We start from the raw sequence: 14314 nt of genomic DNA on the forward strand, positions 1-14314 counted from the left end.
GGCAACGGGGTCGATCGACACCCGCCCCTACCAACTGCGAAGAGCCCCATTGACGCCCCGTGGGCGGCGGTGCCGACCGAGGCACAGCTGGTCGACGCCGACCCGAACATCAGCGGCGGACTCTACGACCGTGCCGAAGCTCTCTACGACCATTTCTGCACCGCCGCTCCCCGGCACGTGGGGGTGGCCAAGATCAGCAAGGTGCTCCACCTCAAACGCCCCGGCTTGTTCCCCATCCTCGACTCGAAGGTCATGGCGTTCTACCGGCTCCACGCTCGTGCCGCAGCTGCCCGATACCCGCACCGCGGCAGGCGAGCGATGTTCTGGGCGGCCATCCGCGACGATGTGTGCACCAACCTCGACAGCGGTGCCCTCATGATGTTCCGCCGCCGCCTGACGCAGTCCGAGAGCGAACAAGTCCGCCGGATCGCGACCCTGACGGACGTGCGTCTGCTCGACCTGCTGACCTGGGCTGTCGCCTGAAACCCGATGCCAACATCACCCGATGATGCGACTTCGGGACGTCCCAGCCCACTCGGACACCCGTTCCCTTTCGCTGTAGTTGTCTGGGGCTTCAGGCACTAATGCTGAGTGTCTCGTACCCGGACCTACTGCGCGGTGCATACCCGGTTCAGACTGCGAACACAGACCCGCACACCAGGCAATGGATCGGCTGCCCGTGACCTGTCGGAACCTTGATCGGTTCGTGCGGGTGGCATGGTGATTGCACGATCTCCATGTCGTTGGGCTCGACCATCGCTTCGGGAACATCGGAGGTCGAATCGATGTGTAGCCCCGTCTCGTTCGACAGCTGGGCGAGGATATCCGGCACAGCGCGTGCCCGGGCGTACTCGAGCTGCTCTTTGGTCCACCACTGGTCCGTTCCTGCGGGGACACCACACAGCGGGCAGTAGTAGGCGTCCGGGGTCGGTTCGACGGCGGCTTCGTCGTTGATCGGACCGAGGTGCCACTTGAATTGTTGCTCGCAAGTGGGGCATTCCCGACGAAGAAAGTTGTCGTCGTCGGTAGGGATGGACACGTTCATGTCATGCTCACAAATTCTTCGAAGTTGAAGGGATCGCCATCTGCGGTACGTCCCTTGATGAGCAAGGTGAAGTACCGCTTGTTGTCACCGCTGGCAATGTTGCCCATGTAGTCGAGGCGGAACGATTTACCTGCCGGAAGCTTCGGAATAGGGAGTGGTTCGTCGTCGCGGAGAAGTCCGCGCCCGGTTGCGCCGAGTTCCTCGACGTCGACATCGAGAGCATCACCCGGGCCGATATTGGTGATCTCGACGTAGTCGAGTTTGTTGCCGCCACGGCGGAAATGGGTGGCAGTGAATCTCGGGCGGGTAGGCCGCTCAGGCGTCGGGACTCTTCTTCCGAGCGGGACACCCCCGCCTGGTGCGCCGGGAGGTGTCAGTTCCGAGCTGAGCCAGTCCGTTCCGGCCTGGTCGACGGCGCAACCTGCCGTGGACAAGCGACTTCGGAACGTGTGGCGCTTTTCAGGGCTGCCATCCAGTCGGATGGTGTGGCGACCGTGGATGTCGCTGAACTGCTTGATCCTGCCGAACTCGACGATGATGGTCCGTTTCGGATTTCGTCCCATGGCCATGCCGGCCTCGAAGAGAACGTTTGGGCGGGGCTGTGCCTGTGGAGATGTTTCGGGGTCGTCATCGTCGGCCAGGTCAGTCCGCAGGTATGCGACGTCGTCGGGAGTTTCAAGCACGACGATGGCCTGAGCAATCTCGAATGCCTTGTCGAGTACCTGGCCGATGTAGGGCGCTCCCTCACCTGTCTCGTGGACTGCCTGATCCCATTCGATTGGGGACAAGCCCAAGGCGCGGAGGAAAGCGAAAATCTGGTTTCGGGCGGTGCCGTTGCGCCCGTGGATGACGAAGACCTTGCGAGGATCTGGGGAAGGCGTAGTCACAAATTGATCATAGTGACGAGGGCCGACACCTCTTCAGCTCGAGCTTCATACGCGGTCGCGCGGATACATGGAGGTGCTCGAGCGCAGAACGATATGGGTGACGTGTGACATTCTTCGCCCCGCGAACGATCACATCTGTAAGGCGATAACGCAGGGGAGAGTGATAGGACGGTGGCGGCTTCATCGTCGGCAGGGATGCCGGTGCGGCTCGAGGATCTCGATCGTGGCCAGGTGCTTCGTGGTGTGCACTCAGGACCTGTGACTCTCGTCGATGTCGACCGGCACGGCCCGGACGCGGTGACGGTGACGTTCAAGGACACCGCTGGCGATTTGGGTCAGCAGTTGCTGTACCGAACCGATGAGGAGCGCCTGCGGATCGAGACACCGCAGGCCCGATGGTCGTTCGATGCCGATCCGGCCGAGTTCCGCCTCGCCGCCGAAGCGCTGCGCATCCGCATGGCCGGCCTGCATGACCCGATGGTGGCGGTCTCCTCCAGCGCGGTCGATCCGTTGCCGCACCAGATCCGGGCCGTGTACGGCGAACTGCTACCCCGCACCCCGCTACGGTTCGTCCTCGCCGACGACCCCGGCGCCGGCAAGACAATCATGGCCGGGCTCTACGCGAAAGAACTGATGCTGCGCGGGGACCTGACCCGCATGTTGATCGTCGCTCCCGGTTCGCTGGTCGAGCAGTGGCAGGACGAGTTGGCCACCAAGTTCGGCATCGACGCGCAGCTGCTTTCGCGCGAGATGATCGCCTCGAGCCCGGACGCGAACCCCTTCGAACGCTATCCGCTGTTGATCGCCCGGATGGACCAGCTCGCACGCAACGACGACTTGCTCGCCTTGCTCGACAGCAGCGAGTGGGATCTGGTGGTCGTCGACGAGGCGCACCGGATGTCGGCGACCTGGTACGGCGGCGAACTCGACGTCACCCGCCGCTACCAGCTCGGCCAGCGACTCGGGCAGATCACCCGGCACCTGCTGCTGATGACCGCCACCCCGCACAACGGCAACGAAACCAGCTTCCAGGCGTTCATGGCACTGCTCGATCCCGACCGGTTCGAAGGCGAATACCGCTCCGGAGCGCACACCACCGACACCTCCGGGCTGATGCGCCGCATGGTCAAAGAAGAACTGCTCACCTTCGACGGCACCCCACTGTTCCCCGAGCGCATCGCCGAGACCGTGCCGTACACCCTCTCCGACGGCGAACGCCAGCTCTACGACGAGGTCACCCGTTACGTGCGCGAGGAGATGAACCGCGCCGACCGTCTCGGCGCCGATAACCCTCGCGCACGCACCGTCGGATTCGCTCTGACCGTGCTGCAACGGCGCCTGGCGTCCTCCCCCCATGCGATTGTTCGGTCGCTGCAACGCCGCCGCGAACGCCTCGGCACCAAACGCCGCGACCTGCTCACCCCTACCCCGACGAGTCGGGCCGACGACTTCGCCCTGAGCGGGATCGACTTCGACGATCCGGACGAGTACGACGCCGGCGAGCGTGAAGAGATGGAAGAGCAGGTGGTCGACGCCGCCACCGCGGCGCAGACCGTCGCCGAACTCGACATCGAAATCGCCCGCCTCGGGGTGCTCGTTGCCCTCGCCGAGCAGGTCCGCGACTCCGGTGAGGACCGCAAATGGGCCGAACTACGCTCGCTGCTGCTGGACCGGAATCTGCTGCGCGATACCCAGGGTGCCCCGCGCAAACTGATCGTGTTCACCGAACACCGCGACACCCTGGACTATCTGACCGCCCAGATCCGCAACATCCTCGGTCGCGAAGATGCGGTGGTCACCATCCACGGCGGCACCCGCCGCGAGGACCGCCGTGCCATCCGCGAACAGTTCACCCACAACCCCGATACCCAGGTGCTCATCGCCACCGATGCCGCCGGTGAAGGGCTGAACCTGCAGGCCGCCCACCTGATGATCAACTACGACCTGCCGTGGAACCCCAACCGGCTCGAGCAGCGCTTCGGCCGGATCCACCGCATCGGCCAACGCCACACCTGCCGACTGTGGAATCTCGTCGCCGACGGCACCCGCGAAGGCCATGTGTTCACCCGGCTGCTCGAGAAGATGGAAACCCAGCGTCGCGCCTACGGCGGCCGGCTGTTCGACGTCCTCGGTGACGCCTTCACCGACCGACCGCTGCGCACTCTGTTGCTCGACGCGATCCGCTACGGCGACGACCCGGCCCGATTGGCCGCCCTCGACCAGGTCGTCGACGCCGAAGTCTCCCGCGGCCTGGACACCCTGCTCGAAGAACGTGCCCTGGCCCACGAGGCCCTGGCCCCGCACGAACTCGACCGGCTTCGCCGTGAGATGGACGAAGCCCGTGCCCGCCGGCTGCAACCGCACTACATCGCCGCGTTCTTCCACGACGCGTTCCCCCGGCTCGGAGGTCGGCTGCCTCGCCGGGAAGCGGGACGGTTCGAGATCACCCACGTCCCCGCGACTGTGCGGGCCCGGCAGCGCCCGGGTGCGGCGGTGCCGATCGTCTCGCGCTATCAGCGGGTCACCTTCGATCCCGACCGTATCGACCTGGGCGAGCCCACCGCACCGCGCGCTGAGCTCCTCGCTCCCGGCCATCCGCTGCTCGACACGGTTCTCGATGCCACCATCGAAACCCATCAGCGGGCACTGGAGACTGGCACCGTGCTGTTCGATCCGCACGACCCGGCCGAACACCCCCGGCTGATCGTGGCCGTGACCGGCGAGATCAGCGACGGCACCAGCGTGGTGGTGTCCAAACGCTTCGACTTCATCACCCTCACCCCCGACGGCACCGCCACCTTGTGCGGGCCGGCGCCCTATCTGGACCTCCAGCCCCTTCCCGCCGAAGCACGCACCATCGCCGCCGAGGTCCTCAGCCACAGTTGGCTCGCCGGCGGGGTCGAGCAACTCGCCGCCACCTGGGCGATTACCCACGCCCAACCCGAACATCTCGCCCAGGTCAAAGACCGCGTCCTGCCGCTGCTGGACAAAACCCGCGCTGCGGTGCACAAACGCCTCACCCAGCAGATCAACTATCTCGACAGCGAAGCCGCCCGCCTACGCGACATCCTGGCCACCCGCACCCAGGGCCGACACGCCAAACCCCGGCACAGCCCCGAACGCCTCGAGGCCCGCGCCCGCGACCTCGAAACTCGCCTCACCGCCCGCACCACCGAACTCGACCTGCAATCCCGCCTGGCCGCCAAACCCCCGCAGATCGTCGGCGCGGTGCTCGTCATCCCCGCTGGCATGCTGCCCGGCGCCCCCGCCCAGCACGCGAAGGACACCGCCCGGATCGAACGCCGCGCCGTCGACAAGGTCCTCGCCGCCGAACACGCCCTCGGCCGCATCCCGGAGGAGATGCCGCACAACAACAAGGGCTACGACATCCGCTCCCTCGACCCGCAGGACGGGCACTACGTGTTCATCGAGGTCAAAGGCCGCATCGAAGGGGCCGAGGACTTCACCGTCACCTTCAACGAGGTCCTCTACGGCAAGAACGTCCCCGACCGGCACCGCCTTGCCATGGTCTCGGTCAGCGACCGCGGTCCCGACCACGACCAGCTGCGGTATGTGCACGAACCGTTCCGACGCATCGACCTGGGTGATCTTGCCGCCACCGAGGTACGCCTGCACTGGGCCAAGACCTGGGCGAAAGGCGGACCACCCTCCTAACAATCTCACCGTCCCGACCTGATCGGGCACCGCTGCCGGATCCTGGCACGCCCGACCACTACTGTTTCCCGTAACCACGCTCTTGCAGCACCGATGTACGTAGAGAAGGACCCCACCTCGTGACCGCCGAGACCACTGCTGTTCCCCGTCGCAAGCTCATCGAGGTCGCGTTGCCGCTCGAGAAGATCAACGCCGAATCGGCCCGCGAGAAGTCCATCCGCCACGGTCACCCGTCCACCCTGCATCTGTGGTGGGCCCGCCGGCCCCTCGCCGCCGCCCGTGCTGTGCTGTTCGCGCAGCTCGTCGACGATCCTTCCTCGTTTCCAGACCGGTTTCCTACCGAGGAAGCCGTCGCGAAGGAACGCAAACGCTTACACGAGATCATCGAGCAACTGGTGGTGTGGGAGAACGTCGGCGACGAAAACCTGTTGCGACGCGCTCGCGAAGAGATCCTCGCATCCTCCAATGGCAACCCCCCGCCGATCCTCGACCCGTTCGCCGGGGGCGGCACCATCCCATTGGAGGCCCAACGCCTCGGTCTGGAAGCTCACGCATCGGATCTGAATCCGGTTGCGGTGCTGATCAATAAGGCACTTATCGAGATTCCGCCGAAGTTCGCTGGGCATCCGCCAGTGTTCCCCGGCGCAGCGGATACCCAGATCACTGCCTGGTCAGGTGTGACAGGACTGGCCGAAGATGTTCGGCGCTACGGGCAGTGGATGCGCGACGAGGCCGAAAAACGTATCGGCCATTTGTACCCGAAGGCGCAATTGCCGGACGGATCCGAAGCCACCGTCATCGCTTGGATCTGGGCCCGGACGGTCACCTGTCCCAACCCCGCCTGCGGTATTGCCATGCCTCTCGTTCGTTCATGGTGGCTCGGCAAGAAGAAGGGCAAGGAAACCTATGTCGTCCCCTCTGTTGTAGACGGCAAGGTTGAATACCGTATCGGATACGGCCCGGAGAATGCGCCTACACAGGAAACCGACGGTACTGTCGGGCGCACCGGTGCGGTGTGTATCGGCTGTGGCGCAGCTGTTGAGTTGGGGTACGTTCGTTCTGAAAGTCGCGCCAAAAAAATGGGCACACAGCTCATGGCGATAGTGGCGGAAGGTAAGCGGACTCGGATCTATTTGGATCCCACTCCAGAACACGAGCTTGCGGCGAGAATCGAGCGGCCCGTCGACTTACCGGAAGGTGAATTGTTCGACTGGCCCGGCCGCATCAATGTTGTCCGATACGGGCTGACCGAATTCGCAGATTTGTTCACCCCTCGACAGCTCACCGCCCTTACTACATTCAGCGACCTCGTCCCCCAAGCTCGGGAACGAGTCTTTTCGGACGCTCTTTCTGCAGGATTAGCCGGAGACGAACGCCTTGAAGGCGGTGGTACAGGTGCAGCGGCATACGCGGACGCTGTGGCTACGTTTTTGGGATTGGGAGTTAGTCGCCTCGCCGACATAGCTAATTCACTATGCCGTTGGGAGAACACTAAGGAACAGATCCGTAACCTTTTCGCTCGTCAAGCCATCCCCATGGTGTGGGACTTCCCAGACACCACACCGTTCGGCCAAGCGGCAGGATCGTTTACAGTCAGCTTGAACAGCATCGCAAAGAGTATTCGCGTAGCTGGAAAGCGACCTGGACGGGCGATTCAGGCATCGGCCTCAGATCGTCCCTTCAATGAATTTCTCATCTCGACCGATCCGCCATATTATGACAACATCGGGTATTCAGATCTGTCTGATTTCTTCTATGTCTGGCTGCGTCGAGCACTTCGTTCCATCCATCCCGAATTGCTGAGCACTATGCTAGTTCCGAAAGCAGACGAGCTGGTTGCCAACGCTTATCGTCATGGTGGCCGGGAAGGCGCACATAGGTTCTTCGAGGATGGGTTTCGTGAGGTATTTCGTCGCGCTCGCGAATCTGCGCTGATCGATTACCCGATTACTGTCTACTACGCGTTTAAGCAACAAGATGCGACTGAGACTGGGGAAGCGTCGACCGGGTGGGAAACATTGCTGGAGGGCATGATCCGTTCCGGATGGGCAATCACTGCTACGTGGCCGATGCGCAGTGAGCTCGGTAACCGTATGCTGTCGCAGGGCACAAATGCCCTCGCTTCTTCCATCGTCCTGGCGCTGCGTCCCCGTCCTGATCATGCGCCGACAATCGATCGTCGGGGATTCATCAATGCACTCAAGGATGAGCTACCTGATGCTCTGCGTGAGCTGCAGCAAGGCGCTATCGCCCCAGTGGATCTACCTCAAGCGGCCATCGGTCCCGGTATGGCGGTGTTCTCCCGCTTCTCAGGTGTGCTGACTGATGACGGCTCAAAGATGACCGTCCGTGCTGCGCTGGCCCGGATCAACGAAATCCTTGATGAAGTGCTTGCTGAACAAGAAGGCGACTTCGACCCCGACACCCGTTTCGCGATCGCTTGGTTCCGCCAACACGGCTTCGACGCGGGCACGTTCGGTGATGCCGACAACATGGCCCGTGCCCGTAACGCTTCCCTTGAGCACTTGGAACGGTCCGGCATCTTGACCAGTCGTGCTGGCAAGGTTGCGCTGCTCTCCCCCGAGGCGTTAGGGGCGATCTACTCGAACAGGGAGTACGATCCGGCCACCGACCCGCACATCAGCACGTGGGAAGTGGTGATGCACCTCGCCCGAGCTCTGACGGAGAAGGGCGTACCGGCTGCTGCGGCCTTATTGTCCCGGGTGCCGGAGTCGATCGATCGAGATCTGTGCAAGGAGCTGTCGTTCCTGCTGTTCACGATCGCTGAGGACTCGAAGCGCACCCAGGTTGCGATCGAATTCAACTCACTCGGTACGGCCTGGAATGACATCGTCGCTGAGTCCCGCAATGCTTCGACCCAGCTGATGCTGGACACCTAGAAGGAACCTTGTCATGGCTGTGAGCAACCGCGACCGGATCGGTCGGATCTTCGAGCTTCTCGGTCCCGCGCTGGACGAGTTCCACACCTACGTGCTGGCGAAGAAGCTAGAGGGTGGGGACTGGACAGCGCTACTGGCGGCGCGGGACAAGACCAAGGGGGCCGGTGCATCGAAGACCTATGTGCGCACCGATCCGCAGAACGGCCTGCGGATGATCACCGAACAGATCCCCAACCAGATCCAGAAAGGCTGGTATCCGTTCACCGATCATCTCTCCCGCACCGAGCAGTCCTGGGCGACCGAACTTCGGGATGTGCGCAACACCTGGGCGCACAACGGATCCTTCACCGCCGACGATGCATACCGAGCCCTTGATACCGCCGAGCGGTTCCTGCGCGCGATAGGGGCTCCGGACCAGGCTGATGAGGCCCGACGCTCACGCATCGAACTGATGCGCCTGAGCTCCGAAAAGCAGGACCGCAAGGTCGTCAAGACTTCCGCAGCCGCGGAGATCGGCGCCGACGGTCTCGAACCGTGGCGGCTGGTACTCAGCCCGCATCAGGATGTGCAAAGCGGTAACTTTCACGCCGCCGAGTTCGCCGCCGACCTGGCGATGGTCTCCCGCGGCGAAGGCGACCCCGAATACACCGACCCGGTGGAATTCTTCGCCCGCACCTACCTGACCGAAGGCTTGAAGGATCTGCTCGTCCCCGCGATGCAGAGACTGTCCGGCGATCCGAACGCCGCGCCGATCATCAACCTGCAAACCAACTTCGGTGGCGGCAAGACCCACTCCATGCTCGCGGTATGGCATCTGGCGTCCGGTCGGCCGCTGGTGGACTATCCGCAGGAAGTCCAAGATCTGCTCGCCGGCACCGAGCTGCCTTCTGCCCGGCGGGTGGCGCTGGTGGGCACCCAGATCAAGGCCGGTGCGGTGAAGGTGATGCCCGATGGCACCCGCATCAACACCATCGGCGGTCTGCTGGCCTGGCATCTCGGCGGCGCCGAAGGCTATGCGATGGTCGCCGAATCCGACACCAACCGACTCAATCCCAGCGGCGAAGCACTGCGCGAGCTGTTCCTGAGGTTCGGCCCGTCGGTGATCCTCATCGACGAATGGGTCGCCTACGCCCGCCTGTTGTTCGGTCACGAGGAGTTGCCCGACGGCACCTTCGATGCGCAGTTCACCTTCGCCCAAGCCCTAACCGAGGCGGCCAAGGCCGTTCCTGGCACATTGGTGCTGATTTCCATTCCGGCTTCGGCGGAGATGAAGGACGGCGAGTACGTCGGTGACGAGGAAGAAGTCGGGGGGCAGAACGGCCGCGAAGCGTTGAAGATGCTGCGCAAGGCCGTCGGCCGTGTCGCTGAGCAGTGGCGCGCTGCCAACGCCGAGGAGAGCTTCCACATCGTCCGGCGCCGGTTGTTCGAAACTCCGGACAGCACCGCCCTGGCGAAGATCAACGCCACCGCCAAGGCCATGGTGGCGTTCTACGTCAAGAACAGTAGTGACTTTCCTCGTGAGGTCCGCGAACTCGACTATGAAGAACGCATCCGCCGTTCCTATCCGATCCACCCGGAGCTGTTCGACCGCCTCTACCAGGATTGGTCCACCCTCGAACGCTTCCAGCGCACCCGCGGTGTCCTGCGGTTGATGAACGTCATCGTCGGTCAGCTCTGGCGCGAGAACGACACCGCCCCGCTGATCATGCCCGGATCGATCCCTCTGCGCGCCGACAAGGTCGTCACCGAACTGACCCAGTACCTCGACGACCAGTGGAAGGCTCTGATCGACACCGACGTCGACGGACCGAACTCCGCTCCCGCCCAGGTCGACAACACCAACCAGCTGCTCGGTCAACGCCTGACTACCCAACGCCTGGCTCGCACCGTGTTCATGGGCGCGACCCCGACCTTGACCTCCGCGCACAAGGGTCTGGACAAGCAACGGATCTTCCTCGGCACCGCCCTTCCCGGCGATGTGCCGGGCAACTTCCATTCGGCGCTGAACCACCTGGCCAATACCGCCACCTACTTCTACAACTCCGGGTCGCTGTACTGGTACGACACCCAGGCCAACACCACCCGCACCGCCCGCGACCACGCCGAACGCCTCCACAAGGAAGACGTCTGGGCCGAAGTCGTGCGCCGACTGCAAGAGCACCGCAAGACCGCCTCGGACGGCTTCGCCGGCGTACACGTCGCCCCCGACTCGTCTGCGGACGTACCGGACGTACCAGAGGTGCGGTTGGTGATCGTGCCGCCCGCGCATCTACACAACCGCAAGGCCAAGACCGAATCCCCGGCGGCGATCTGGGCCAAAGACGTCACCGAACACCGCGGCAGCGCTGCCCGCACCCACCGCAACATGGTCGCCTTCCTCGCCGCCGACGACGCCCGCTGGGCCGAACTCGACAGCGCAGTCCGGGACTTTCTGGCCTGGTCCTACATCCGCGACAACGCCGACAAGGACCTGAACCTGACTGCCGCGCAACGCCAACAGGCCGTCGACCGGGTCGCCACCCACAATCAGGCCGTCGCCGACCGGTTGCTGCAGACCTATCACTGGGTGCTCGCTCCCACCCAGCGTGAGGCCACCAAACCCCTCGAGATCGAAGCGTTCAAAGCCGACGGCACCACCACCGATCTGGCTGCCCGCGCTGCAGCGAAGTTGCGCAACGAATCGCTGCTGACCCTGCAGCGCAGCGCCGGCCTGATTCGCCACGACCTGTCCGGGACCCTCAAGGCCGCATGGGACCGCGAAGGCCACATCAGCGTCGGTCAGCTGTGGAACTACTACACCACCTACCCGTACCTGGCGAGGCTGCGCGATCGCACCGTCCTCGAGGACGGGGTGCAGTCGGTATCTCGCGAGATGTTCTGGCAGCAGACCGGATTTGCCCTGGCTGTGGACTGGGACGGACAGAACTATCTCGGACTGGTCCTGCCGTCCGATCAAGTCAGCGTGCCGCAGATTACCGATGCGTTGCTGTTGGTCCAGCCTGAGCGAGCCGAGGCGCAACGCGAACGCGAACTCGCCGAATACGAGGCAACCCAGGGCGAAGGCGCCTCTCAGCACGAAAGTGACTCGCCCGCGGGCGACGAAGAGGACGCACCGGCCGCCGGTGCGACGGTCCAGACCACCACGGCCACACGCACGGGTAGCCGCAATGAAACTGGAGGTACCACTCCGGTGGCGAAAACCCGATTCTTCGGGTCCACCGCGCTACACCCGGACTTCTACGCCCGCGACTTCAACAAGATCACCAACGAGATCATCCAACACCTTGCCGCCGCAGACGGTGTTCACCTCGAAGTCCGGATCGAGATCACCGCCACCACGCCGAACGGATTCGACGAGAACAAAATCCGCACGGTCAGCGAGAACGCCACCGTCCTCAAATTCGACCAGGCTGGATTCGAAACTGACTGAGCATCGCCTACGGCGATGCCTGTCGAGGTAGCGCTGAACTAGTACAGGAGTAGTACTGGAACGGTACAAAAGTGGTACAGTACGTGGTGCCCGAGACACTAGTCGAGGGAAGTGGTTCGTGTAGGAGGTCTCCGGAGCGTAAGTACCCCTCGGGGCAGCTCCACCAGGTGGTTTCCAGCCTTGCGTGCCCATCACACGTAGCGAAGGCCCTCTCCATCCGGGGAGGGCCTTCGCGTATCTCAGAGGGTGATGACCTCGATGCGGTGCTCGATCTTGCGGCGGATGGACCCACCCCGGCCCCATGCCCATGCGTGAACATCGGGAAGCCACAGCAACGGATTGTTCGGACGATCGTGAAGGTACTCGAACGGGGCCTGCGGACCTACCGCCTGCCGGATCACCCGATTGTCTTCTCGATCTTGATCGCACGACTCGATGACCACACGACTTGCAGACAGCTCCACCAAATCGTGAGCCGCTGCAGTGAGCGTGAGGTCCCGCGCCTCACGTTCGGAAAGTTTGCGTGACTTGACCACATAGAGGCGACTGTCGGCATTCAACTTCGCGACCTCGGTCACGATCTTGGGTGCTGTCTTTCTGTCCACGGACTTCATGTGGATTCGGCTGCTTCCCTTGGGGCACAGCTCTCTCATCCGTTTGCGCATCTCGTCTACGCCGGACGGTACAACGGTCACAGCGCAGAGGATGTAGTCGTCGCGCTTGGACTCGTCAACGAAGACATGCACGGCCCGCCCCACATCCTCGGCAGGTGCCGTCACGTCACGCTCCTTCAGTGGAGGAACCGCACACGATATCGCGGATGACCGCGAGCTTTTCCTGAGCATCGGACGAGCCCACGGAACGCAACATCGCATCCCCACGTTCACTGGGAGTCAGGACGGCGCTCACCACATCGGCGATGGGGGTGCCGAGCAGGTAGAGGCGGACTTCGTCGTCCTGATTGGGTGGCAACTCGGCAGGAAGGTGCCCGATCCCGTGGGAGGCCAGGGCTCGGCTGATGGCGGACCGGACGTGGATCCCCAGTCGTCCCGCGTCCTGGATCCGCTTCAGCGTTTCCATCGTTGTGGTGTAGACGCCGGCGTCCACTACCGCCGCTCGCAACTCGCTATAACTATCCATGATTTAGTCCTAATGATTAAATAACAATCTCAACTAATCCCATGATAGCGGAAGCAGGCGGGGACGGGAGGGGTGTGCTGTTTGACGATCGTCAAACAGGACTCCGTTGACATGCAAGACGAGCTGGTCACCTTGACACACGCTGCTCCCGGCCGGGGAGACGAGCAACGAGATGAGGGCCTGAATCAGACCCACCCGCACCGACCTCCGAGGACGCGTGCCGGCGGGCTTCGACCGCGACGACATCAGCGGTCACCGCGCCGACGGTCAGAGCGGCTTCGATACCGGCGATCACATCCACACGCCAAAGCCAGGGTGGTGTTCGCTGTGTCGTGTGGGTCGGGTGACCAATCGTGGCCGCACACCGGATCCGCAGGTTTCCGCACCCAATCTGAACTGCTCAGGACGGCGCGTCACCCGCACGAAAGATCGAGGCTAGTAGCCGCCCTTAGGCCTATTAAGAGCATCCAGAAGGATTCCACGCATGTCTTCGATGTCTTCGCGATTGGTGGTGCAACCCTCCGGGCCTGCTGATGATGCGAGGACATGCTCGCGCGGGTTAGGCCGTCCATCCGAGTAAGAGAAGTAACGCCACTCTCCGCCAGCCGAGATCTGGATTGACGTTTGGTCAAAACGTTTGTAGGTGCTGATAGGTAGGCACCAGGACTTCGTCAGCCACCCTGTGGTTCGAACTTTCCGCTGGATCGCTAAGGGAATGAACTCTTTGACCAGCTGGTTCATTTCTTCCCAGATCTTGCCTCTCTCGGGGTGGAACGGAGTCGTAGCCATCTGTCGTTGGAAGTTCGCGAAATCGTCAGCTAGACCCATAGTGTCACTGTCCTTCCTGAGGTATGGGCATGGATGCGTGGCATCTTTCCAGAAAAAAACTGTTCGGTACCACCCGATTCATTCATTCGAATGACAACAAGAATAGGTCGGGACTCACCCTGGACGAGGGTGTCCTAGAGGGGTGCGGTAGACGTTTCACTTCGTGGTGATCGGGCACCCGACCCCGAGAGATCTCTGCGACGAAAGGCCGTTGCTGTGAAAGCTATCGTTGCCAGCCCAGCGGAGATGGCACATGACTCACGTCGGTTTGGCTCCTCCCCGGATCGGCTGCAGATCAAGATGCACGCAATGCGATGTATGCGATGCGTGCACGTCGACGACGTCTCTACCGATAGAGCGCTCTTAGCCTCGGGCATTCATGCCGATTGAGCGGAAACCCGTGTCAATC

General features: G+C 63.0%; 9 protein-coding genes. 4 read left to right on the top strand and 5 right to left on the bottom strand.

Going from position 1 to position 14314, the window contains the following annotated elements:
• On the top strand, positions 1 to 483 hold a 483-nt coding region (locus QR64_RS06685), incomplete at its 5' end, for a DUF6308 family protein (protein WP_052227219.1).
• A gap of 148 nt (positions 484 to 631) precedes the next feature.
• Here QR64_RS06685 and QR64_RS06690 read toward each other — a convergent pair.
• A complete protein-coding gene (locus tag QR64_RS06690; protein ID WP_039584620.1) occupies positions 632 to 1045 on the bottom strand; it encodes a hypothetical protein in 414 nt (137 codons plus the stop codon).
• A complete protein-coding gene (locus tag QR64_RS06695; RefSeq protein WP_039584621.1) occupies positions 1042 to 1932 on the bottom strand; it encodes a TIR domain-containing protein in 891 nt (296 codons plus the stop codon). The genes QR64_RS06690 and QR64_RS06695 overlap by 4 nt, the downstream gene beginning before the upstream one ends.
• A gap of 195 nt (positions 1933 to 2127) precedes the next feature.
• Here QR64_RS06695 and QR64_RS06700 point away from each other — a divergent pair, with 195 nt between their 5' ends.
• The 3 genes from QR64_RS06700 to QR64_RS06710 all read left to right on the top strand — a co-directional run bounded on the left by QR64_RS06700 (position 2128) and on the right by QR64_RS06710 (position 11937).
• Entirely contained in the window at positions 2128 to 5607 is a 3480-nt protein-coding gene (locus tag QR64_RS06700) for a helicase-related protein (RefSeq protein WP_039584622.1), read from the top strand.
• A 119-nt stretch (positions 5608 to 5726) separates the two neighbouring features.
• Entirely contained in the window at positions 5727 to 8507 is a 2781-nt protein-coding gene (locus QR64_RS06705) for a DUF1156 domain-containing protein (RefSeq protein WP_039584624.1), read from the top strand.
• A 13-nt stretch (positions 8508 to 8520) separates the two neighbouring features.
• The gene (locus QR64_RS06710; RefSeq protein WP_039584625.1) at positions 8521 to 11937 is read left to right on the top strand and encodes a Swt1 family HEPN domain-containing protein; all 3417 of its coding nucleotides are present in this window, start codon (positions 8521 to 8523) and stop codon (positions 11935 to 11937) included.
• Between the two features lie 239 nt (positions 11938 to 12176).
• Here the strand turns inward: QR64_RS06710 and QR64_RS06715 are convergent, their stop codons facing one another.
• The 3 genes from QR64_RS06715 to QR64_RS26455 all read right to left on the bottom strand — a co-directional run bounded on the left by QR64_RS06715 (position 12177) and on the right by QR64_RS26455 (position 13905).
• On the bottom strand, positions 12177 to 12716 hold the full coding sequence (locus QR64_RS06715) for a hypothetical protein (protein WP_235367036.1): 540 nt from the start codon (positions 12714 to 12716) through the stop codon (positions 12177 to 12179).
• Position 12717: 1 nt separating this feature from the next.
• Entirely contained in the window at positions 12718 to 13017 is a 300-nt protein-coding gene (locus QR64_RS06720; RefSeq protein WP_235367037.1) for a hypothetical protein, read from the bottom strand.
• A gap of 495 nt (positions 13018 to 13512) precedes the next feature.
• Positions 13513 to 13905 (bottom strand): hypothetical protein, encoded by a 393-nt coding sequence (locus tag QR64_RS26455; protein ID WP_152640926.1) that lies wholly within the window; start codon positions 13903 to 13905, stop codon positions 13513 to 13515.
• Positions 13906 to 14314: the final 409 nt, after the last annotated feature.

It is taken from the genome of Rhodococcus sp. Chr-9 (genome assembly GCF_000801125.1).
GTDB lineage: Bacteria > Actinomycetota > Actinomycetes > Mycobacteriales > Mycobacteriaceae > Rhodococcus > Rhodococcus pyridinivorans.

Coding starts and splice junctions, on each gene's coding strand:
- QR64_RS06700 (WP_039584622.1), top strand. CDS start 2,128: ATGCCGGTGCGGCTCGAGGATCTCGATCGTGGCCAGGTGCTTCGTGGT.
- QR64_RS06720 (WP_235367037.1), bottom strand. CDS start 13,017: ATGGAAACGCTGAAGCGGATCCAGGACGCGGGACGACTGGGGATCCAC.
- QR64_RS06690 (WP_039584620.1), bottom strand. CDS start 1,045: ATGAACGTGTCCATCCCTACCGACGACGACAACTTTCTTCGTCGGGAA.
- QR64_RS06710 (WP_039584625.1), top strand. CDS start 8,521: ATGGCTGTGAGCAACCGCGACCGGATCGGTCGGATCTTCGAGCTTCTC.
- QR64_RS26455 (WP_152640926.1), bottom strand. CDS start 13,905: ATGGGTCTAGCTGACGATTTCGCGAACTTCCAACGACAGATGGCTACG.